The sequence below is a fragment of the Aquifex pyrophilus genome (assembly GCF_054656935.1).
Genome location: NZ_BAAHXJ010000005.1, coordinates 376,953 through 396,940, shown reverse-complemented (window position 1 = coordinate 396,940; position 19,988 = coordinate 376,953). Strand labels below are relative to the sequence as shown.

Annotated in this window: 24 protein-coding genes; 21 read left to right on the top strand and 3 right to left on the bottom strand. The window is 46.4% G+C overall.

Features of this window, described 5'->3' with window-relative positions; all coding sequences use genetic code 11:
* Positions 1-2 precede the first annotated feature (2 nt).
* The 21 genes from ACYQZ0_RS05745 (at position 3) to ACYQZ0_RS05645 (ending at position 17,038) form a co-directional block, all read left to right on the top strand.
* Positions 3-989: a major capsid protein gene (locus tag ACYQZ0_RS05745; RefSeq protein WP_459775648.1), complete on the top strand. Its 987-nt coding sequence runs from the start codon at positions 3-5 to the stop codon at positions 987-989.
* 49 nt (positions 990-1,038) lie between these two features.
* Positions 1,039-1,470, top strand: a complete 432-nt coding sequence (locus ACYQZ0_RS05740; RefSeq protein ID WP_459775647.1) for an HK97 gp10 family phage protein — start codon at positions 1,039-1,041, stop codon at positions 1,468-1,470.
* Positions 1,463-1,771: a hypothetical protein gene (locus tag ACYQZ0_RS05735; RefSeq protein ID WP_459775646.1), complete on the top strand. Its 309-nt coding sequence runs from the start codon at positions 1,463-1,465 to the stop codon at positions 1,769-1,771. Before ACYQZ0_RS05740 ends, ACYQZ0_RS05735 begins: the two co-directional genes overlap by 8 nt.
* Positions 1,772-2,125, top strand: coding sequence for a hypothetical protein (locus ACYQZ0_RS05730; protein WP_459775645.1), 354 nt, complete (start codon positions 1,772-1,774; stop codon positions 2,123-2,125).
* Complete coding sequence (locus ACYQZ0_RS05725) at positions 2,122-2,379, top strand: hypothetical protein (protein ID WP_459775644.1); 258 nt, start codon at positions 2,122-2,124, stop codon at positions 2,377-2,379. The genes ACYQZ0_RS05730 and ACYQZ0_RS05725 overlap by 4 nt, the downstream gene beginning before the upstream one ends.
* Entirely contained in the window at positions 2,379-3,200 is an 822-nt protein-coding gene (locus ACYQZ0_RS05720) for a hypothetical protein (RefSeq protein WP_459775643.1), read from the top strand. The genes ACYQZ0_RS05725 and ACYQZ0_RS05720 overlap by 1 nt, the downstream gene beginning before the upstream one ends.
* A gap of 3 nt (positions 3,201-3,203) precedes the next feature.
* Positions 3,204-3,398 (top strand): hypothetical protein, encoded by a 195-nt coding sequence (locus tag ACYQZ0_RS05715; protein WP_459775642.1) that lies wholly within the window; start codon positions 3,204-3,206, stop codon positions 3,396-3,398.
* Between the two features lie 2 nt (positions 3,399-3,400).
* Positions 3,401-4,123, top strand: a complete 723-nt coding sequence (locus tag ACYQZ0_RS05710; RefSeq protein WP_459775641.1) for a phage tail tube protein — start codon at positions 3,401-3,403, stop codon at positions 4,121-4,123.
* Positions 4,123-4,554 carry a hypothetical protein gene (locus tag ACYQZ0_RS05705; RefSeq protein WP_459775640.1) on the top strand — a complete coding sequence of 144 codons (432 nt, stop codon included), beginning with the start codon at positions 4,123-4,125 and terminating at the stop codon, positions 4,552-4,554. Before ACYQZ0_RS05710 ends, ACYQZ0_RS05705 begins: the two co-directional genes overlap by 1 nt.
* Before the next feature lie 8 nt (positions 4,555-4,562).
* A complete protein-coding gene (locus ACYQZ0_RS05700) occupies positions 4,563-4,889 on the top strand; it encodes a hypothetical protein (RefSeq protein ID WP_459775639.1) in 327 nt (108 codons plus the stop codon).
* A 29-nt stretch (positions 4,890-4,918) separates the two neighbouring features.
* On the top strand, positions 4,919-5,077 hold the full coding sequence (locus tag ACYQZ0_RS05695) for a hypothetical protein (protein ID WP_459775638.1): 159 nt from the start codon (positions 4,919-4,921) through the stop codon (positions 5,075-5,077).
* Complete coding sequence (locus ACYQZ0_RS05690) at positions 5,056-7,065, top strand: phage tail tape measure protein (protein ID WP_459775637.1); 2,010 nt, start codon at positions 5,056-5,058, stop codon at positions 7,063-7,065. Before ACYQZ0_RS05695 ends, ACYQZ0_RS05690 begins: the two co-directional genes overlap by 22 nt.
* Positions 7,062-7,409: a hypothetical protein gene (locus tag ACYQZ0_RS05685; RefSeq protein ID WP_459775636.1), complete on the top strand. Its 348-nt coding sequence runs from the start codon at positions 7,062-7,064 to the stop codon at positions 7,407-7,409. Before ACYQZ0_RS05690 ends, ACYQZ0_RS05685 begins: the two co-directional genes overlap by 4 nt.
* Complete coding sequence (locus ACYQZ0_RS05680) at positions 7,406-9,091, top strand: hypothetical protein (RefSeq protein ID WP_459775635.1); 1,686 nt, start codon at positions 7,406-7,408, stop codon at positions 9,089-9,091. Before ACYQZ0_RS05685 ends, ACYQZ0_RS05680 begins: the two co-directional genes overlap by 4 nt.
* 1 nt (position 9,092) lies before the next feature.
* On the top strand, positions 9,093-9,428 hold the full coding sequence (locus ACYQZ0_RS05675) for a hypothetical protein (protein WP_459775634.1): 336 nt from the start codon (positions 9,093-9,095) through the stop codon (positions 9,426-9,428).
* Positions 9,425-10,276, top strand: a complete 852-nt coding sequence (locus ACYQZ0_RS05670) for a hypothetical protein (RefSeq protein ID WP_459775633.1) — start codon at positions 9,425-9,427, stop codon at positions 10,274-10,276. Before ACYQZ0_RS05675 ends, ACYQZ0_RS05670 begins: the two co-directional genes overlap by 4 nt.
* A 46-nt stretch (positions 10,277-10,322) precedes the next feature.
* The gene (locus tag ACYQZ0_RS05665; protein ID WP_459775632.1) at positions 10,323-11,684 is read left to right on the top strand and encodes a phage portal protein; all 1,362 of its coding nucleotides are present in this window, start codon (positions 10,323-10,325) and stop codon (positions 11,682-11,684) included.
* Positions 11,681-13,246, top strand: a complete 1,566-nt coding sequence (locus tag ACYQZ0_RS05660; RefSeq protein WP_459775631.1) for a hypothetical protein — start codon at positions 11,681-11,683, stop codon at positions 13,244-13,246. The genes ACYQZ0_RS05665 and ACYQZ0_RS05660 overlap by 4 nt, the downstream gene beginning before the upstream one ends.
* The gene (locus ACYQZ0_RS05655; protein WP_459775630.1) at positions 13,243-13,554 is read left to right on the top strand and encodes a hypothetical protein; all 312 of its coding nucleotides are present in this window, start codon (positions 13,243-13,245) and stop codon (positions 13,552-13,554) included. The genes ACYQZ0_RS05660 and ACYQZ0_RS05655 overlap by 4 nt, the downstream gene beginning before the upstream one ends.
* Before the next feature lie 141 nt (positions 13,555-13,695).
* The gene (locus ACYQZ0_RS05650) at positions 13,696-13,983 is read left to right on the top strand and encodes a glutaredoxin family protein (RefSeq protein WP_459775629.1); all 288 of its coding nucleotides are present in this window, start codon (positions 13,696-13,698) and stop codon (positions 13,981-13,983) included.
* 67 nt (positions 13,984-14,050) lie between these two features.
* Positions 14,051-17,038 (top strand): EAL domain-containing protein, encoded by a 2,988-nt coding sequence (locus ACYQZ0_RS05645; RefSeq protein ID WP_459775628.1) that lies wholly within the window; start codon positions 14,051-14,053, stop codon positions 17,036-17,038.
* Here the strand turns inward: ACYQZ0_RS05645 and ACYQZ0_RS05640 are convergent.
* Genes ACYQZ0_RS05640 through ACYQZ0_RS05630 form a run of 3 tightly spaced genes read right to left on the bottom strand, consistent with a single transcriptional unit; the run spans position 17,030 to position 19,979 of the window.
* Entirely contained in the window at positions 17,030-17,626 is a 597-nt protein-coding gene (locus ACYQZ0_RS05640) for a TIGR00296 family protein (protein ID WP_459775627.1), read from the bottom strand. The two genes, ACYQZ0_RS05645 and ACYQZ0_RS05640, sit on opposite strands and share 9 nt — an antisense overlap.
* A 35-nt stretch (positions 17,627-17,661) precedes the next feature.
* Positions 17,662-18,903 (bottom strand): type II secretion system F family protein, encoded by a 1,242-nt coding sequence (locus tag ACYQZ0_RS05635; protein WP_459775626.1) that lies wholly within the window; start codon positions 18,901-18,903, stop codon positions 17,662-17,664.
* Complete coding sequence (locus tag ACYQZ0_RS05630; protein ID WP_459775625.1) at positions 18,903-19,979, bottom strand: type IV pilus twitching motility protein PilT; 1,077 nt, start codon at positions 19,977-19,979, stop codon at positions 18,903-18,905. The genes ACYQZ0_RS05635 and ACYQZ0_RS05630 overlap by 1 nt, the downstream gene beginning before the upstream one ends.
* Positions 19,980-19,988: the final 9 nt, after the last annotated feature.

Below are 19,988 nucleotides of genomic sequence, written 5' to 3'. Positions count from 1 at the left end.
AGATGACCGTTTCAAGGGCTGACATTCAGGCTCTTATTCCCGAGGTCGTTTCCGAAATTGCGGTCTCCGTGGTCGTTGAGAAGACCGCACTCGTTCAGTCAGGAGTAGCAGTCCCCGACTACGGAAGGATTGACCTCACAAAGGGAGGCGATACCATAAGGATTCCCTTCATCCCCGACTTTACGGGAGATGCGGAAGTTCTGCAGGAAGGGACGGCTCTCACTCCCGCGGGCTTCACGGCAGGCGAGGACGTCGGCGTCGTTTGCAGGAGAGGAAAGGCATGGGCATACACGACGATAGCGGAAATCGCTTCAGGAAAGGATATCAATCAAATCATCGGCGAAAGACTCGGAAGGTTCTGGGCAAAGGTCTATGACAAGTCTCTCCTTTCGGTTCTAAAGGGAGCGCTTCCGAATACTCACAAGAACGACGTCTCTCAACAAGAATACGGACAGCCAGACATAACGATAGACCTCAACAAAATCATTGATACTCTCCAGCTCCTCGGAGACAACGCTGACAACGTCGAAGTTGTTGTAATGCACTCCAAGGTATATACCGACCTTCTGAAGGCAAACCTCGTTCAGTTCCCCAATTCTCAGACCACGGACCAGCTCATAAGACAGGGAGAGTTCGGGACAATCCTCGGAAGAAGGATAATCGTTTCGGACGCAACGACCGTTGAGGCATACACGCTTGACGACGGTTCAGGAAATACCGAAACAAGATACAGGTATTACACCTATTTCTGTCAGCCAGGGGCAATGTATTTTGCATTCCAGAGGGAAGTGATGACCGAGCAGGACAAGGACATACTCGCACAGCAAAACTACCTCGTATCTCAGGCTCACTATGTCCCGCATCTCAAGGGAGTCAAGTGGAACTCAACGACACTCAATCCTCCCGATACGGAGCTCGCAAATCCCGCAAACTGGCAAAAGGTATGGGACGACAAGGCAATCAGAGTGGTTGCGCTCATTACAAACTGATGAGGCTGAGCTATGGGCTTGACGGGCTTCAACTACTGGAGAAGGAAGAATGAAAGTAGAAATCACAATAAGAAAGCTTCCGAAAATCCTGAAAAGGGAAAAGGTAAGGGAGGCGGTAGAGCTCGGTCTCAAAAGAGGGGCAAGCAGATACAGGGAGATGGTTCTTGACTGGATAGACGAGGGAAGGGCTTTCAAGAGAAGGAGCGGGTTTCTCCGCTCCTCTGTCGTTGCCTTTGACAACAAGGTTGTAGCAGGAGCGGAATATGCTCCCTTCGTTGAGTTCGGAACGAGACCTCACGTCATACTTCCGAGGAGAAAGAGAGCCCTGAGGTTTATCAAGGACGGAAAGGAAATCTTCGCAAAGAGAGTCAATCACCCGGGCTCAAAGCCCTATCCTTTCATGTTTGCGGACATGGAAAGGAGGAAAAAGGAAGTGGCGAGGGAATTCCTGAGGGCTTTCGGGGAGGTTCTGAATGACTGAGTTCATCACGCTTTCGGACATCAGCGAAAACGTCGCAATCTCACAGGACGACGTGAGCTTTGCAAATACGTATGTTTCCGAGCTCGTCAAGGGCTACACCTTTGAAACCATTCCCGAATACCTCAAAGAGCTTGCGAAAATCGTTGCCCTTGAAAGGGCTTACCTCAGGCTCTCCCAGGGAGAGGAAGGCATATACCTTGAGAAGGCAAAGGCATACAGGGAACTCAGGCAGGAAATGGAAAGAAAACTCAACCTCCAGACGCTCGGGGGAGTGCTCTCTGTTAGCCTCGGGAGGGCGTGAATGTTTGCGGAAATTGCACAAAAGGTCAGGGGACTTTTCCCCGAGGCTACCTATATACCTTATATAAGACATATAGAGCACGTTCCCCACGATAAGGACTCATTCGTTTCCCTGTACCTTCTTGGCTCGGAAGTTGAGTATCCGAAAAAGAGAACAACGACGTATCAGGTGCTTTTCGCAAAAAGAAACAAAGGGATAACGGACGAGGTTCTGAACGAGTTTGAGGCTCTTGTGTATGACAAGGTGGAGGAGCTCTACAGGAGCGTTCCCGCAGTTGAGATTTCGGTTGAGTTTGGCGTTTCGGACGCTTTTCTGTATGCGTATATCAAGCTCAGAGTGAGGGAAGGAAGATGAAGGTCAAAGGATTTCTTGATGCGAGGAAGATTTCGGTTTCAACGACTCCCGTTGAGATATCCCTGTCGGGAAAGGGAGTGATACTCTACAACGACGGGAGCGGGAAGGTTTTTGTCGGCGGGGCTTCCGTCTCCGTTGACACGGGCTATCCCATAGAAGCGGGGAGCGGACTTTTCCTTGAGCTCAGGGAAGGGGCAAGGATATACGTCGTGTCCGACAGCGGAGCTTCACTGAGAATTCTGGAGGTATTCTGATGTATGCAAGCTACTTCTACGTTGCGGGAGCAAGTGAGGCGGACGTTCTCAACGACATTGTTGCGATTCTGGCGGGAGAAACAAACGTAAACAACCTCTCAAACTCCTGCGACAAGACAAACACACAGATAAAGACCGACTACTCTCCTTCTGGCTGGACGCTTGAGGGAAAGAGCACGAGCCAGGCTGTCCTCTCCTCTCCCCACACGCAGGACACAACGAGGAAGAAGCTCCTCGTCCTTGACTCCTCAACATTTTCGAGCGGATACCTGAAGGTCGGCTCCGCACACGCTTTTGACCCTTCAACCTTCTCCTTCACGAACTCATACTTCCTTAGCTCAACATACTGCCCGAAAATAGACCTCGCGAACGGAGGAAGGCTTGAGATATACGCGGACGAAAGGATAGTTCTCTTTTACTCCTATACGGACGGGACTTTCTCAAAGGCGAGCGGAGTTGCGGAGCTTGATATCTCCGTATATGACAACAAGGGCTGGGGGCTTGCGTATGATAGCGGTATATATTGTGCTCAGGTAAAAGGTTTTGACGGCTTGCTCTACAACTGGCTTTCAATCACATACGTCAAGCCCCTCGGAAGAGAACCGAAGAAATCCGATTTCGTGGAGGCTGCGAGGTTTCTCATCACTAACGCCCTTGCTTCTTCCTCATACAAAATCCTCTCCGAGCTTCCGAGCATATACGAGCTTCCTGACAACTTCGGGGCGGTCTTCGACACGATTGTTTTCCCCGACGGAAAAACATACGTGCTCTGGGACAACGTGGGAAACGGAGTTGAAAGAATCGCAGTCCCGTGGGGGTGAAAAATGGCACAGCTGAGCGATGTCGTCAAGATTGTGGGACCGACAGCCGTTCAGGATTTGCTCACGAACAAAATTCTCGTGAAAGCGAGCCCGAAGACGCAAAACGTATTCGTGCCCGTTTCTTCAAGCGCAAGCACGAATGCGGGCACGAGAAAGGGAAAGGTTTTGAAAGTCTTGAAATCCTTTGAGGAGGTATAAAGATGGAGCTCAAAGCCTACACGATTGGAAGAGGGAAGTTTCTTCTCAAGCCTCAGGGGGAGAGCGGATATCTTGATTTCGGGAACATAGCCTCGGGGAAACTCTCGATCAAGACCGAGAAAAAGGAGCACTACTCAACGAGAACGGGGCTGAAAGTCAAGGATGCGGAAATCATCATATCTCAGGACTTCAACATTGAGATTGAGGTTGACGAGCTCAGGAAAGATGCCCTCAAGATGTATTTCCTCGCAACAATGACGGGAACGTCTTCCGCAAGTGCAAGCACGACCGCAGTTCAGGATACAATCACAGCAAAGCAGGGGATGTGGTTTCCCCTCTCAAACAGGAATATCGTGATGGGCTCGGTATCTGTCTCGGACGGAACGAATACATACGCGGAAGGAACGGACTACGAGATTGACTACAACGCGGGACTGATATACATCGTCAGGGGAGGAAATATAGCGGACGGAACAAGCCTGACGGTTTCGTATCAACACGGAGACTGGAGCGTTGAGGAATACCTCGTCGGGGGGCAATACTCAATAGACGGGGAGCTGTGGTTCGTTGCGGACCCTCCGAAGGGACAGGTCTTGGAAATCAGGGGGAACGTATCCCTCGCTCCTGCGGGAGACTTTGAAGTCGTGAGCGACGACTTTCTGAAGCTCAGCTTTTCAGGAACCTTCACAGAGAAGCCCCTTCTCAGACTTGCGGAGGTAAGGTAATGGCGTATTTCGGCTTTTTCGCTGATGCCAACCTCACGACTCCCCTGACGTCTCTTTCCATGTCCGTGAACGCTCAAACAGGGGGAGTTCAGGATTTTCGGCTCTGGTTCGGGGGAACGGACGCAAACTACAAAGCGGTTCCCGACCCGAACGGAGACAGCCCGAGCGAGATACAGGTGTATCTTCGGGACCTAATCACCGGAAACGGGCACGATATCGGGAGCGAAATCACATACAGGCTCGCATTCACGCAGGCAGACCTTGACACAGCTCCCGACAACACTCCCCTGAGCCTCGGGACGGAAGTTCTCGGAGGAGCTTCAAATGCGGTTGAGATATGGCTTCGCATCATAGAGTCCCCCCAGCCCAATCCCGCAAACTTCACAGACCTTGAGCTCACGACGACCGACTACATCGTTGTTGCGGTATGAGGTGAAGAATGAGAGTGGTTGAGATAAACGGAAAGAAAGTGAGAGTTGAGCCTCTGAAGTTTCGGGATTTCATGAGGTTTTCAGGCCTCGTTCTTTCAATCGTTCAGGACGCGGAAAAGGGAGAGCTAAAGCTCGGGAAGTATTTTGAGCAGGCTCTCCCCCTGATGGCTTCCATGACGGGAATAAAAGAGGAAGAGATTGAAGAGCTTCCCGCAAAGGAAGGCTTGAAGCTCCTTCGTGCCTGTGCTGAGGTCATTCTTGAGGACGAGGATTTTTTCAGGGAACTGAACGAGACACTCAAGACTCTCACGGAATCCCTCTCGCGGAAGCGGTAGAGGAACTCATAGCAAACGGACACGATGCCATGAGCTACACGCTCAAAGAAATACGGCTTTTCTGGGGAGCGATGCAAAAAAGGAAGAAGCGGGAACTCAAGGAGCTTGTATATGCGGTCAGGCTTGCGGTATGGGGGGACGAGAAAGCTCTCAGGGAGTTTGAAAAATGGCTTTCAGAGAAGAGCTGATACTTGAGATAAAGGCTCAGATATCGCAACTCAACGAAGCTGTTTCAGAGATAAAACAGAGGCTTGAGAGGGCTTTCAACGTTGACCTCTCAGAGGTAAAGAAAGACATAAAAACAATAGCAAGCTCCGCACAGAAGGCGGGGGAGAGCCTTCAGTTTGACGACGCAAAAAAAGACCTCAGGGAGATAAAGAATGAAGTAAAAGAAATAGAGCGAACTTCAAGAACTCTCAGAAAATCTCCCTTCCGAAAATGGCTTGAAGACCTCACTTTTGCCTCGGAGCTGATTGAGAATCTCGAGACCGTCTGGAGGCTCATTTCTGCGACCTCTCCTTTCACGAGGGGATTTCGGAAGCTCTCCGAGCTTGAAACTTCCCTTTTCAAGATAGCGGGAATTCTCCATTCCGCAGGAGCGTCCGCAGAGGTCCTCAAGGAAAGACTCTCCGAACTTGAAAAGAAAAAGCTCGAACTTGAACTCAGGGGAAACGCAAGAAGAGAACTCGAGAAAATAGAAAAAGAAATACAAAAAATTGAAGGTGAGCTCAAGAACCTCGCAGATGCCCCTTCCGACTTTGCAAAAGCCCTTGAAACCGCAAAGGAAGTCCAGGAAGCCCTGAGAAAAGAGGCTTTCAAGAGCGTAGCAACATACGAGCATCTCTATATCGTTTTCACGAACATAGCCCAATCCGCACTTTCTGCAGGGCTCAGCATACAGCAGACGGTTGAACTCTCAAGGCTTCTCGTTGAAACCGCGTATGCACTCGGATACAGGCTCGACGAGGACATACAGCAGGTAGCCCAGCAGGCACGGGCACTCCTGAGCGGACAAAAAAGCGAGCTGAGCGAGATACTCGGCATATCCGAAAAAGTCGTTCAGCAGTGGAGACTTAAGGGGACGCTGTATGAAAACATCACGCAAAGCCTGCAGGGGATAGCCCAGGCGGGAGAGAAAGTCCAGGGAACGTTCTTCGGTATCGTCCAGACCGCAAAGGAGATATACGACTACTTCTCACAGATAGCGTCAAGGCCCCTCTTTGAGGCTGTCAAGAAAGACCTTCAGGCTCTCAAGGAATACCTTTTTCAGGTCAAGGAAGGGGGAATTCAAGCAGGGCAGAGCCTCTCCCAGGTTGCCAATCCTCAGGTCGTTCAAGCCTTCAAGACGCTCGGTATCGTGGCAAGGGAAGTGTATGAAAGCCTGAAGGCTATCGGAGCGGGAGCAAGGGAAGCCATCTCGGACGTCTCAAGGATTTTCTCCCCCCTCATTTCCGCATTGAGGAAGTTCTATCAGGAACACGAAACGCTCATCAAGGGCGTTCTCAAGCTCGTGGGATACATAGGAACGATTGCTCTCGTGCTTCTCCCCCTCGGAAGAATCCTCTCCCTCATACGACTCATAGTCTTTGCCTTCGCGAGGCTGAGAGTTCTCGCCCTTGGAGTGATTGAGCTTTTCAAGGGCGGGGCTTCAATCACGCAGGTATTTGCGAGCTGGAGCTCTGCAGTATCCCAGCTCGTTGCCTGGTTCGCGAGGCTCGGCATCATAGCCCGCGCGGTCGTCATTTCCGCATTTCTCAAGCTCGCTGAAGTAGTGTCCGCGGTTTTTGACTTCATCAAGGAGAAAATCCTCGGGGCTATTCGGGCAGTTGTGGATTTCATCTCGGGGATATTCGCAAAGATAAAAGAGCTCCTCGGGCTGAAGGAAGAAAAAATCAAAGTCGAGGCGGACACGCAGAAAGCCCTGAACGACATTCAGAAGCTCAGGGAAGCCCTCAAGAACACGAGCACGGAAATCAAAGTGAAAGGGGATACAAGCGATGCCCTTCAGAAAATTCAGAAGCTCGCATCTACCGAAGCGAGAAAGGAGCTCAAGCTCGTCGCCGAGACATCGGAAGTTGAAAGCGCAATCTTTGACCTTGAATCAAAAGAAATCGTTATCCCCGTTCGCTTCGTTCCCGTGAAAGGAGACTACACGCCTGGCTGGGAGGAGCTATGAGGATTTCTTGGAACGGCGGAGAGTTGATACTTGAAGAGGCATGGATAGAGGACAAGACAAAAGCGGAGGTCTATACGAGAAGAACAATCACGGGAGAGCCTGTCGTTTTTCTGCCCGTCTGGAGGAAATACACGATACGCGTCAATGCCTGCACTTTTGAAGAGGCTCAGACGCTCAAGAGCCTTGCGGAAAGCGGAACGACGATAACGATTGACGACGACGGCTTCGTGGTTTCGGGGAAAATCAAGAAGGTTGAACTGAGACATTTCATTGAGGACGTCAAGGAATCCGCAATCAGACAGCGAATCAACCTCTATCACGGCAAGGTTGAGGTAGAGGCATGAGAGTTCCTGCCTACGAGGTAAAGGTAAACGGAAACACGATAAAAGCCCTTTCCATCAGCATAGACCAGGGAAGGAAAAACTACGTTTTTCGTGCAAGGATTGAGATGACGAAAGAATACGCTTTCAGCCTCGGAGATGCGGTCTCAATTGAGTTCTTTGAAGTTCCTCTCATTCGCGGTCAAGTTCTGAAAATCACGGAAAGACCGCACACGAGGATATACGAGGTCTCGGTCAGGACTCCCCGCATTCCGCCCACATACATAGCGAACAAGCCATACAGAAAAAGCGACCTCAAGAGGAAAGTAATAGCAAACGGAAACGCAACGACTCTCTTTTCTCTCCTCCTTGCACAGCACGGATACACGCTCTACGTTGACAGCCCTCCTCCCATTGTTTGCTACGGACGGGAGATAGAGGGAGACATCGTTCAGGCTATGGCGGACTACTTCCGCGATTTTGCCCCGATTGTTTCGGTTGATGCGGTCAACAAGGTCGTATATCTCCTCTTTGAGGGACTTCCGAGAACATACACGATTCCCGACAGGGCGATATTTGACTACGAAATAACGCAGGAAGAAAGAGACGCGAGCACGATAACGATAGCAAACAGAAGAGAATCCCTCTCGGAAAAAGAAAACAACGAAGAATGCCAGAGCGGATACGCGGAAATTGAAACCGAAAACACTACGACGGATACAAAGACTAAAAACGTGTATCGCATCAATCTCTGCACGGGAGAGATAAGGCTCGTGAGAACGGAAACGGAAACATACGGGGAAATCCCGAGCTGGACTTACTCGGATGTCAACTGGAATGCCTCAGAACCTTATTACCTTGCCCGCGACATATTGACGAAGGGGAGAATATGGGAAGGAAAAAGGGGGATAACCTCAAAGACTATCACGGAATACTTTCCTGACGGGATGCAGAAAACCACGAGATACGGCTGGGTGCCCATACCTTTCAATCTTGTGGTCTCAAAGGTTCTTTCTACGACAACTCCCTTCTGGGATATCATCATTATCAACACAACCATTTACAAATGGGATATAGTTTCCGAAAGCGCTTCATACGCGGAAACGGAAACAAAAGACTTGAACGAAAAGTTCAGGCTCAAGCGGACGAAAAACATCACGATTGAATACGACTATCAGTATTCGCTCGTTGAAGGAGGCTTTCTCTCAAGGAGGGACGCTCTCAACTACCGAAACCTTCTGCACGGGGACGTTCAGAAGAAAATTGAGAAGAAGGTCTCGGTATACGAAACCATCTCCGTTGAAAACAAGCAGACGGGGGAAACTCAAGTTCTCGAGACAAAACAATGGATAGAAAACGACGGACTGGCGGGCACCATGAGTATGGACGCGGAGAAGAAAATCCTTATTCCGTATGTATCCGAAAGGATTGAGGTTTCTTCCGAGCCCGTGAGCGTCCCGGGGAGAAAGGAAGAAAAAACAATCGTTCACGAGGACCTTGACAGACAATCAATCAGGTGGGCAAGTGAGAGGATTCGCAGTCTGTATCAGAAACACTCCGTGAAGGGGAGAATAACACTCCCCCTGCTTGCGGTGAAAGTCGGGGAAAAGGTTCAGGCACTCGGAAGGACGTGGCTCATTGAGGGATTTTCACACTCAATTTCGGGGAATACCGCAACGACAACTCTCTACGTGAGGGAGGCTTGATATGACAACCTCAAGCTTGAGCATTGAAACGACTTTCTACGTTCCCGAAACTGCGAGCTTTGGGATTGAAAGCGTTTTCTACGTTCGGGAATATCCCCCCACTGCCCGCATAGAAACGAATTTCTGGTTCGGGCAGAAAAACGTCCCTCTCCTCGTGCTTTTTGAGGAAAGAAAAGCAAGAGTAAGGCTCTCAGTTTCTTTTGAAAGACGGGGAGTTTTGATATCGGTTGAGAGGAGAGGAAAGAGTGCTATTCCCGTGCGAACGCTCTTTTTCGGGATTGAGCCTCTTCCCGCCTCATACCTCGCATACCTGCAGGAGCTGGGGATAACAACATGAAGAGAGTGATAATTAGACACGTGGCAGAGTTTGAGCCTTTTGAAAGGGATATCCCTTTCGGGAAATCGTACGTATATCACTATCACAGCCCCGGGAAAGACACTTACGTCAAAACACTTGATTTCATATCCTTTACCGAACTTTTCCACAGAGTTCAAGAACTTTTTTTAGAGAATGTAGAAAATATCGGTATCCGAACAGAGCTCGGACGTCTTCCTCTCAACGCGGGAGTTCTCAGCCCTGCGATACGCTCGTATGTCGGGATAAATGTTATTGACCTGTTCCCTTTCATCGCGAAAATAACATTCCTCGTTGCCGACAGTGAAGAGAAAATTTTGAGTGGAACCGCAAGGAAGGCTACACACAGCATCATTGCACGCGTGCAGTATTTTCCGTATAGGCTTGATGTCAGCGAGCTGTTTCGTTTTCACGAGTATGGAACAGCGTTGTTCCTTACGCTCGATGATAGCGCCCCTACTGAAGACGGCATCGCTCCTGCGAGCGTGAATATTTTCTCCTTCCTGTTTTTTTCTCCTTCTGACGACATTCTTTTTCTTGAAAGTGTTCTCACCGATTGCGGGCAGGACCTTGAAGAGCTGAGGATAACAGAAAAGCCCCCTGACAACTTTGTAGATTCTGTGAAATGGAAAACGGAAGAAATATGGCCGGACGGAAGCTACACAACAAGATGGGACATGCAATACGTGAGATACGTCCCCCTGCATATCCCTTCCGCACTCAGACCCCTTCTTGAAAAACAGGTCAAAAAAGCAAATATAGAACTCCAGAATATACCCAAAGAGCCGTGCATTAAAACGATTTTCCACGACGATATTTTCTTCATTTGACCACTCCGTTCTTGAGTTTTGGAGCTTTTTTCCTATCTAAAAAGCGATGACTTACGCAAATGGAAAGTTCGTTTTCGGCGGAAAAGAAGTAGAGCCTGCAAAGCTCCAGGACCTGTGGCAGTTTCTGTATGACTCATACACGGGGCTCGGGGGATACGAAGACGGAAGCTATCTCGTCAAGCACAAGAGAGAACCTCAGGAGAAATACGAAAGGAGAAAGAAGCTTGCCTATTATCCGAACTATGTCAAGAAGATAGTGGACACATACACGGCACAGATTTTCAAAACTCCCCCCGAAAGGGAGCTCACGCCCGAATACGAGCTCTTCGTGAACGACGCTGACAGGAAAGGCACATACATAGACGACTTCATGAGGAGAGCTTTCAAGCTTGCACTCATATTCGGAACAGCCTTCATAGTCGTTGACAAGCCCTCGGAAACCGCAAGGACGAAGCAGGAAGAGATTGAAAAAAAGCTCCTTCCCTATGCCACGATACGGCTTCCGTGGCAGGTTGAGAGCTACGAGCTCGATGAATACGGAAACCTTGTTCGTATTGTCTTCAAGGAAGGGAAGAAGAGAAAGAGAGAGTATTCCCTTGAAAGTTTTAAGGTATATGAGGGAAAGAGGCTTGTTCTTGAAAGAGAAAATCCCCTCGGAGTTCTCCCTATCGCAGTTCTCAGGACTTCCGACCAGCTTCTATACGAAGAGCTCTTTTCCGAGCCCTTCATATACACGATAGCGATGCTCAACTTTGAGCTCTACAACCTCATATCCGAGATTCGGGAAATTCTCAGAAACATCACGTTTCCCATACTCACGTATCCCTCAAGAAGTCCCGAATTCCTCGCGAACGCAAGCATAGAAATAGGAACGGAGAACGCTCTCATATACAATCCCGAGGGAGGAGGAAGGCCGGACTTCATAGCTCCCCCGCCAGCTCCCGTTGAGGTCTATATGGAATACATGAACCTCGTTATAGAGCAGATATACAGAACCGCAAACCTCGAGTTCACGCTCGGCTCTCAGTCCCAGAGGTCGGGAGTGGCTCTGGAGTTTGAGTTTCAGAACCTCAACACTCTCCTTTCCATGTTTGCCATGAACCTTGAGAAAACCGAATACGAGATTGCAAACATAGTCTCAAGATGGCACGGGAAGGAAAGCTTTGATGGAAGAATCAACTACAGGAAGGACTTCTCCTTCAGGGACGTAGAAAGGGAACTCAAGATTGCTCTTGACTCGCTCACAGCAGGCATCCAGTCCGCAACCTTCACCGCGGAAGTTCAGAAGAAGATTGCGAAGCTTGTTCTCAAGGACGAGGTTGAGGACGAAGTGATGGAGAGGATATACACGGAGATTGAAGGACTTGAAGGCATAGACAATCAGCTCAAGAATGAGCTCAAGCTGTGAACTGGGAACTCCTGAGACAGATATTTCTTGAAATCCTCAACGAGCTCCTTGAAGAGGAAGAGGAAAAGGCAGAAGAATTCCTCCAGAAACTTCTGGAAACACAGGACGCAACTATCCTGCCCACAGAGTTTACCTCCGAGCTCATTTCACTTCTCCTCTCAAAAATAGCCCAGACCGTTCAGGTGTATTCCGAGCTCACGGGGAAAGACCTTCAGAGCGTCGTTGAAGAAGTCGTGAACGAGGTCTATCCCGACGGGCTCAATCTCTCCCAAAGGCTCTGGAAGTGGGACGCAGAAACAAGGCAGGGGATAGCGAACATCATCGCATTGGGAGCAAGGGCTCGTCGTTCCGCAATGGCCATCGCATACGAGATTGAAAGCTATCTCACGCTCCGCGGGGAGTTTGACAATGCCCTTCGGGAAAAGTGGATAGAGGAGCTCAGGCAGGCTCTATCCCTGAACGTCAGAAGCCCCAAGGATAGGAGAAGACTTGAAAGGCTTCTCAAAAGACTTGAGCGTAGCCTTTCACGAGTGAAAGGAGAAAGATACACGGAAAGGAAGATTTTCATTCAGAAGCTCAAGAAAGCCCTTGAAAAGGAAAACGAGAGACTCCTCAGAAGAAGCCTTGAGCACTTCATCAGGAGAGAAACGCTTTCCCGCATACAGCGTATCACGGCAACCGAGCTTGCGAATACATTCCACAAGGTTCAGATACGGGCGACCGAAGGGGACAGGCATCTCGTAGGCTACAGGTGGAGACTCTCGAGGGCTCATCCGAAACCAGATATCTGCGACGTGTATGCAAATGTTGATTTTGGTCTCGGTAGGGGAGTGTGGCCGAAAGAAAAAGTCCCGAGGAGAAAGCCCCATCCCCACTGCCTCTGTTTTCTCGTCCCCATATACAAGCGAGAAAAAGAACAAGCGGGAGAACCGAAGTGGAACCTTGAACCGCTTGCCAAGCAGCACAAATACCTCCAGGCTCTCAAAGAGCTCGGCTACGACCTTGAGAAAGTGATTGACCTTGACACGGAAACGGGGAGATATCTCAGGGAGAAGGACTTTCTTGAGAAATTCGGGCTTGACAGGGAAGAGTGGAGAGAAATCAAGCGGGCTCTGACGGACAGAAAGCTCCGAAAACTCGGCGAAATTCTCGGGATAGGGGCAAGGAGCATATACAGGGAAGGGCACCTGGTCAAGCATCCCTTGAGAGAGGAATACCAAAAAGTTGTAGCGATATACAGGGACTTGCTGGGGAATGAGAGGGTTTTGACGGAATTTTACCAGAGAAAAATGGAGTCCCCCATCCTGCCCAAAAGGAAAACATGGCAGATTCCATACAGGGAGTGGGGAGCGAAAAACCTTGAAAAACTCTTGCGAGACCCCGACGTGATACTGAGCGATAGAGAAGAGGCCTATCTCTACGGAAAATGGCACAAAGGGCAACTTGTGGTAGCTGTGGTCGGGAGTGATAGTTTCATTATCTATACGGTCTATCCCCTTGAAAACGCAAAAGAAATTCTTGAAGGGAAGTCAGAAAGGTATAGAGTTATTTATAGGAGATGATTCTGCATTACAAAGAACACTACTTTGGGGAAGTTTACGAGCTTGACAGTGGACAGGAAGGTAAACCGGTAGATACAAAGGAAAGTCTTATCGATATCCATATCAACAACAAAGGGGAGATTGTCTATTTATGGCAAGAGCTTGTAGGCGATAACTGGGAAGCAAACTTTGAGGTATTAGAGGAAGTTTTAGACAAAATAAAGCCTAAAGGCCTCTACACAGTCCCCGAACTCGGGCTTGAGAACGTTCCGTTTTACGAGGTAATAAGGGCGGTAAGAGAAAGAGTCCTGGGAGAATTAAAAGTTTAGGCACGTCAAAAACTTGCATTTTTTGAAACGAACAGTTCCGTTTTTATCCACAAAAGGTAATTTTTAGAGCATACCGCCCGGCTCACCACCTACCTGACCTAGGTAATAAAATCCTCTTCCTTAAGGGCTTACATATTTTATATGCTTAAACTGGTTCTCGTTACAAAAGAAGATTGTCCAAGGTGTGAAAGGGCTAAGAAACTTTTACATAAATTGAAGGAAGAGCTTCCCATAGATTGGGAAGAAGTTGATATGTATGAATACATGGACGTTTTAACTTATCTCGGCTACAGAACCGTTCCGGTCCTTCTTGTATGGAACGAAGGTGAGGATTACACCGAGGAGGATGTTATCTTTGTCGGTGAGCTTCCGAGATACTGGAGACTCAAGTCAATCCTGGAGGAGAGGTTAAAAGCTGTGAAAAATTAGTCGTAAAAATACGTATATACTTGCCCGGAAGGAAGCGGGATATAGAATAAGGATATAGAGGGGATTGATGAAAGATAAAGTAGTTGTGGGAGTATGTCCGCATGACAGGGAAAACAAAACCTACTGGGAAAACTTTGCCAAGAAGCTTGAAAGTTTAATCGGAAAAAAGGTTGAGCTTTTCTTTCCCGAAAGCTTTGATACGGAAAAAGATGAGATAAGAAGTGGAAGGTTTGACCTCTACTATGCTAGTCCCGACGTTGCCCTTGAGCTTTATAAAATGGATTATGTTCCGGTAGGCAGGTTAAAAGGAAAAATCGACGAAATCGTTCTCCTCGGAAAGAAACAAAAGGAGAAGGAGGTTTACAGCGTAGCCCTCGCGGATTTGAAGATACTCCTTTTCGGGCTATTGAAATTTAAAAAGATAGACAGGGATAGAATTCGTATAATCTATACATCAAATCATGAAGAAACTTTAAAGAATTTAAAGGAATGCAGTGCGGATTACGGAATAGTTTACGGAAGACCTGAAAATATAGAAGGATTAGAACTTTATGAAACTTTTTCTATAAAAACTCACCACCTATTTATGGCGAAAAAAGAAGAAAAGAGTTTATGGAAAAATATTTTAAAAAATTTTGAAGATGTAGAAACGGTTGAAGAGGAAGCTATTGGGGAGATAAAGAACCTTGTGAATGAACTTAATGAACTTCTTAATGCTTGGCACGAACACGATATAGCGAAGGCTGTAAAAAATATAAGGGGCATAGGTGTAATTATTTACGGAAAAAGAATTTTATTTGTAAACTCATTTATATCTGAGTTAACGGGGTACTCAGAGGAAGAGCTTCTCAGAATGAATCCCTTAGAGCTTGTTGATGAAGAGTATAAGGAACTCGTTTCTTCAATTATAGAAAGAAGATTACGGGGAGAAAGGTTTCCCATTCTTTACAAGGAGTTAAAGTTCAAAAGAAAAGACGGAAGAAGGATATGGGCTCTCGTATTTTCCGACACAATCTTATACGAAGGTAAGTACGCGGGATTTGTTCTGGTATTTGATATAACAAAGAGAAAGCTATTTGAAAAACTTTATACATTTTTAAGAGAGTTAAACCAAGTTATTACCATAACTCAAACGGAGGAAGAGCTGTTTCGCGAATCATGCAAAATCTTAAAGAAAAATCTTGATATAAAAGGTATTTCCGTTTACAATGACAGATATAAAGAAATAGTAACCTGCGGTGAGAAAATAAATATAGACATAAAAGAAGCTTTTGAAAAAGGAAGAATACTAATAAAAGAGGATTATCGCTTGGCCATTATACCTATAATGGTTAAAGAAAGAGTTAAGTACGCTTACGTTATAAGTTACGAGGAGCCTTACTACTTTGATGAAGATAAAAGGGAAATTCTTGAGGAGTTCAAAAAGGATATAGAGTTTGCCTTAGAACGTATCAGTAAGTTTAGAACCGCATTAATAGTTTCAAGGGCTCTTCACATATCTCCCGATGTCGTATTTATACTGAATGAAAATGGAGATATACTTTATGCAAATGAAGGGGCACATAAATTACTCGGAAGGGAGAAATTAACGGGAGAGAATTTTTACAAGTTATTTAAAGAGGAGAGTGTAAAAGAAGGGAAAAATTACACAGCCGGCATTCTTTCAGCGATAAAAGAATCAGGGGATAAGGTTTACCTTGAATTTCGGAAAATAACTATAAATCTTCCTGGGAATAAAAAGGTTCTGGTTGTTGTAGGAAGGGATATAACCGCGGAAAGGGAACTTACGGAAAAGGTAGAAAACTTACTCTACAGAGATGTTTTAACTAATCTGCTGAATTACGAAGGTTTTAAGAGAAAAGTTTCGGAAATATTGAGTGTAAATGCTGGAATAGGCGCATTGATAATTATTGATATTCAAAACTTTTCAATAATAAACAGAGTATATGGGAGGGAAACAGGAGACAGAATAATACTGGAAATCGCAGATAGATTAAAGAATATCCTGAGAAAGGGGGATATAATAGCCCGTGTTGGCGGAGACGAGTTTGCCATATTCGCTTATCCTTTAAAAAGTAAGGAAAACACTTTGAGCATTCTCGAAAAGATAAAAAGGGTGTTTTTAAAACCCTTTGCAACCGGTGATACCACATTGAGCGTTCACTTTTCCGCGGGTGTTAGCCTGTATCCTTTTGATGGAAAAAGCTTTGAGGAGTTATACGAGAAAGCTTCCTTGGCCTTAAAAGAAGCAAAGAGGGAAGGAGCAGATGCCATAAGCTTCTTTAACGAGGAGCTGGATAAAAAGGCGGAACAGCTGATTGAGGTTGAAATACTTTTAAAAAGAGCAGTTGAAGAAAATCTTTTTACCTTCTTCTTTCAGCCCTATTATAAGCTTGAAATGCTGGAAATCGCAGGTGTTGAAGCACTTATAAGAATTAGGGACGGGAAAAAGATTATAACTCCCGATAAGTTTATTGAGTTTATAGAAAGGGGAGTTATGTGGGAAGAGTTTATAAGTTTTATGTTTAGCGAAATTGAAAGAATTTTAAAGAAATGGCCTATACCTGTATCCTTCAATATGTGTGCCAGGAGTTTTAGGAGCGATTACGTTATGAACAAACTCATAGACATCTGCAAGAAATACAAAGGGAAACTTACACTTGAGATAACCGAGAGGCTACTCATAGAGGATATAGATAGGACTAAGAAGATTCTAGAAAACCTAAAGAAATGCGGAAGGATAGCAGTTGACGACTTCGGAACTGGTTATTCCTCTCTTTCCTATCTCAGGGATATTCCGCTGGACATAGTTAAGATAGATAAAAGCTTCATAAAAAATATGCTCAAGAACGTTTTTGATAGGGCTTTGGTTGAAGCTATTATCTCCTTTACGAACAAGATTGGCCTTGAAAGTCTTGCGGAAGGTGTGGAAACAAAAGAGGAGTATGAATATCTGAAGAGGATAGGCTGTAAATACGGACAGGGATTTTACTTTGCAAAACCTATGCCCGAAGAGGAAATAGATAAACTCTTGGAGGAAAAGGGATTACTTTAAAGGAACAACTTCAATTTCACCAAAAGGCTCTTTTTCCTTGAAAACTTCTCCCGTGAATGTGTAAACCTTTACTTCCTCTTTCTTCCAGCAATCTTTTGGAAGACCTGCTTTCAGGCATGTGAGTGAAAGAAACTCCTCGGGAGAAAGCCCGTGTTCTACCGCAACCTGTGGAAGCAAAAGTCCGCTTCTTCCTCCCGCCTCAACTATTAAACCGTGTTTACCAATCTCTATCTTCCTGGGTAGTTTTTCTTTTTTCCCTTTAAACTCCTCGGGAACGGAAAGGAGAGTAATCTCCCAGAGGGTTTTATCAAATTCTTCTTTTTCAAGGGGTTTGAAACGCGGGTCCTTAAAGGCTGAGCTCAACGAGGTGTATACTGTTCCGTACCAGAGGGGGTAAATGGGTAGGGGAACGCCTATACAACCTCTCAGCTCTTCATCTGGATAACGCTTTAGCGTTGTAAATATTCCCCTCTTTTCCTTATACTTCTCCTTCAGAAACTCGGGAACTAAAATCTCTTCACCTTTGAAGGCCTTCCATACCGCTTCCCTTCCGAGAGCGACAAGCTCTTCAACATTTCTGATATCCATAGTATAAAATAAATTTATAGGGCTTTACTCATATTTCAACGGGCTATGAGTTCGCCAATCTTGAATATGGGGAGATAAAGGGCTATAAGTATTCCACCGACTATTGTTCCCAAGAAGACTATTAAGAGAGGCTCTATCAGGGATATGAGTCCCTCAACCGCTCTATCTACTTCTTCCTCGTAGAAGTTTGCTATTGAGCTGAGCATCTCGTCCAGATTACCCGTTTCCTCGCCCACCCTTATCATGGCTATAACCATTCTCGGGAACATGTTCGTTTTTTGAAGCGAAGCCCAGAGGGCTTTACCGCTTAGAACGTCTTCTTTCGCTTCTTCAAGGGCTTCCTTTAAGGGAACCAATCCCACAACCCTTGCTGTTATATCTATTGCGCGGTCTATGGAAACTCCTGAGGTGTATAACGTTGAAAAGGTTCTGGCAAAAAGGGCGTAATTACTTTTCAAAAAGATATCACCGAACTTCGGTATACGAATCAAAAGATTATGAACCGCTTTCCTGAAGGTATAGCTATTTTTGTAAAAAGTTGTGAATATAAAAGCGAATACAACTATAAAACTGAGTATATAGGGAAGATTTTCCTGTAAAGCTCTTGAAACGTTGAGGAGAATTTGAGTTGGAAGGGGCAATTCAGCTCCAAATGAGCGATATATATCCGCAAACTTTGGAACTACAAAGGTAAGAATTCCCCAGACAATAATTGTTGCGAATAAAAGAACAAACGTGGGGTAGTAGGATGCGCTCTTAATCTTACCTTTTATAAATGCAAGCTTTTCGTAATACTCGGAAGTTCTTCTCAAAACGAGGTCAAGTTCACCCGTTTCTTCACCTACCGCAACCATGTTTATAATAAATTCGGGAAATATATCCCTTCTCTTTTCAAGAGCTGCGTGGAATGAGCTACCTTCTTCAATCTCCTTTGAAACCTCGAGTAAAGCCTCTTTTAATTTCTTATTTGAAACCTGTTCCGCTATAAGTTCTAAAGCTTCAACTATCGGAACACCCGAAGCTATAAGAACGGATAACTGCCTCGTTATGAGGGACCAATCCCTATAGGAAACTCCTCCGAACGGAAGGGAAATCTTAAAACTAATGGAAATTCCCTTTCCCCTTTCTTTGTCCTTTTCCTTTACCTCTTTCGCGGAAATGAGTATAAGGTTTTGAGAGGAGAGTTTAAGGGTTAAGTCGTTAAGGGAGGCAAATTCCCCCTCCCCTTCAACTACTCTCCCGTCCTCAGTTATAGCCCTGTAGTGGTATAAGGGCATTATCTACCACTCCGTATCATCCTCTCAAGCTCTTTCGGGTCCGGAGAGGCTTCAAGGGCATTTTCTAAGGTTATCAATCCCATCTTATAAAGTTTATATAGACTCTGGTTCATGGTTTGCATACCCGTTTCCGCCTGACCGCTCTGCATAATGGAGTAAATCTGCTGGAGCTTGTTTTCCCTGATAAGGTTTCTTATAGCGGTATTTGGAATAAGCAATTCGTAAGCGAGAACTCTTCCACCACCAATTTTAGGAAGAAGCCTTTGGGATATTATTCCCTGAAGGACGAAGGAAAGGACTGTTCTAACCTGTTCCTGTTGCTCGGGGGGAAACATATCAACAATTCTGCTTATCGTGGATATTGCAGTATTTGTGTGAAGGGTTCCGAAAACGAGGTGTCCCGTTTCCGCAGCCCTCAGAGCTGTCTCCATGGTTTCGAGGTCCCTCATCTCACCGACGAGTATTACATCGGGGTCTTCCCTGAGAGCTGCCCTCAGGGCCTCACTGAAGGAGTGAACGTCCTGGTCAATCTCCCTCTGGTTAACTATGGATTTTCTGTGGGTAAATAGGTATTCTATTGGGTCCTCAATCGTTATTATGTGGTAGGGCATGTGCTCGTTAATGTAGTTTATCATCGCGGCAAGGGTTGTTGACTTACCCGAACCCGTTGGACCCGTCACGAGAACGAGACCCATCTTCTTATGACAAAGCTCGAGAACCTTTGGTGTTAATCCGAGCTCCTCTACCTTCGGTATTCTCGAGGGAAGTAAACGGAATACCGCAGCTACGGAGCTTCTCTGATAAAAAACGTTAGCCCTGAATCTGCCGAGACCCTTAACACCGAACGAGAAATCAACCTGCCCTTTTTCTTCAAGCCTCGTTCTGTGCTTTTCCGCCATTACGGAGTAAGCGAGCTTCTGAGTGTCTTCGGGTCTGAGTTTCGGAAACTCATTAAGGAATCTTATGGCACCGTCAACCCTTACAGCGGGAGGGACACCAACCGTTATGTGTATATCGCTTGCTTTGAGCTCGTAAGCCTTTTTGAGAATATCTATTACCTTTATTTCTACCGTCATGCGTCCTTA

What these genes read in the sequence shown, in the direction of transcription:
- ACYQZ0_RS05745 (WP_459775648.1), top strand. Translation starts at nt 3, where the DNA reads ATGACCGTTTCAAGGGCTGACATTCAGGCTCTTATTCCCGAGGTCGTT.
- ACYQZ0_RS05740 (WP_459775647.1), top strand. Translation starts at nt 1,039, where the DNA reads ATGAAAGTAGAAATCACAATAAGAAAGCTTCCGAAAATCCTGAAAAGG.
- ACYQZ0_RS05735 (WP_459775646.1), top strand. Translation starts at nt 1,463, where the DNA reads ATGACTGAGTTCATCACGCTTTCGGACATCAGCGAAAACGTCGCAATC.
- ACYQZ0_RS05730 (WP_459775645.1), top strand. Translation starts at nt 1,772, where the DNA reads ATGTTTGCGGAAATTGCACAAAAGGTCAGGGGACTTTTCCCCGAGGCT.
- ACYQZ0_RS05725 (WP_459775644.1), top strand. Translation starts at nt 2,122, where the DNA reads ATGAAGGTCAAAGGATTTCTTGATGCGAGGAAGATTTCGGTTTCAACG.
- ACYQZ0_RS05720 (WP_459775643.1), top strand. Translation starts at nt 2,379, where the DNA reads ATGTATGCAAGCTACTTCTACGTTGCGGGAGCAAGTGAGGCGGACGTT.
- ACYQZ0_RS05715 (WP_459775642.1), top strand. Translation starts at nt 3,204, where the DNA reads ATGGCACAGCTGAGCGATGTCGTCAAGATTGTGGGACCGACAGCCGTT.
- ACYQZ0_RS05710 (WP_459775641.1), top strand. Translation starts at nt 3,401, where the DNA reads ATGGAGCTCAAAGCCTACACGATTGGAAGAGGGAAGTTTCTTCTCAAG.
- ACYQZ0_RS05705 (WP_459775640.1), top strand. Translation starts at nt 4,123, where the DNA reads ATGGCGTATTTCGGCTTTTTCGCTGATGCCAACCTCACGACTCCCCTG.
- ACYQZ0_RS05700 (WP_459775639.1), top strand. Translation starts at nt 4,563, where the DNA reads ATGAGAGTGGTTGAGATAAACGGAAAGAAAGTGAGAGTTGAGCCTCTG.
- ACYQZ0_RS05695 (WP_459775638.1), top strand. Translation starts at nt 4,919, where the DNA reads ATGAGCTACACGCTCAAAGAAATACGGCTTTTCTGGGGAGCGATGCAA.
- ACYQZ0_RS05690 (WP_459775637.1), top strand. Translation starts at nt 5,056, where the DNA reads ATGGCTTTCAGAGAAGAGCTGATACTTGAGATAAAGGCTCAGATATCG.
- ACYQZ0_RS05685 (WP_459775636.1), top strand. Translation starts at nt 7,062, where the DNA reads ATGAGGATTTCTTGGAACGGCGGAGAGTTGATACTTGAAGAGGCATGG.
- ACYQZ0_RS05680 (WP_459775635.1), top strand. Translation starts at nt 7,406, where the DNA reads ATGAGAGTTCCTGCCTACGAGGTAAAGGTAAACGGAAACACGATAAAA.
- ACYQZ0_RS05675 (WP_459775634.1), top strand. Translation starts at nt 9,093, where the DNA reads ATGACAACCTCAAGCTTGAGCATTGAAACGACTTTCTACGTTCCCGAA.
- ACYQZ0_RS05670 (WP_459775633.1), top strand. Translation starts at nt 9,425, where the DNA reads ATGAAGAGAGTGATAATTAGACACGTGGCAGAGTTTGAGCCTTTTGAA.
- ACYQZ0_RS05665 (WP_459775632.1), top strand. Translation starts at nt 10,323, where the DNA reads ATGACTTACGCAAATGGAAAGTTCGTTTTCGGCGGAAAAGAAGTAGAG.
- ACYQZ0_RS05655 (WP_459775630.1), top strand. Translation starts at nt 13,243, where the DNA reads ATGATTCTGCATTACAAAGAACACTACTTTGGGGAAGTTTACGAGCTT.
- ACYQZ0_RS05650 (WP_459775629.1), top strand. Translation starts at nt 13,696, where the DNA reads ATGCTTAAACTGGTTCTCGTTACAAAAGAAGATTGTCCAAGGTGTGAA.
- ACYQZ0_RS05645 (WP_459775628.1), top strand. Translation starts at nt 14,051, where the DNA reads ATGAAAGATAAAGTAGTTGTGGGAGTATGTCCGCATGACAGGGAAAAC.
- ACYQZ0_RS05640 (WP_459775627.1), bottom strand. Translation starts at nt 17,626, where the DNA reads ATGGATATCAGAAATGTTGAAGAGCTTGTCGCTCTCGGAAGGGAAGCG.
- ACYQZ0_RS05635 (WP_459775626.1), bottom strand. Translation starts at nt 18,903, where the DNA reads ATGCCCTTATACCACTACAGGGCTATAACTGAGGACGGGAGAGTAGTT.
- ACYQZ0_RS05630 (WP_459775625.1), bottom strand. Translation starts at nt 19,979, where the DNA reads ATGACGGTAGAAATAAAGGTAATAGATATTCTCAAAAAGGCTTACGAG.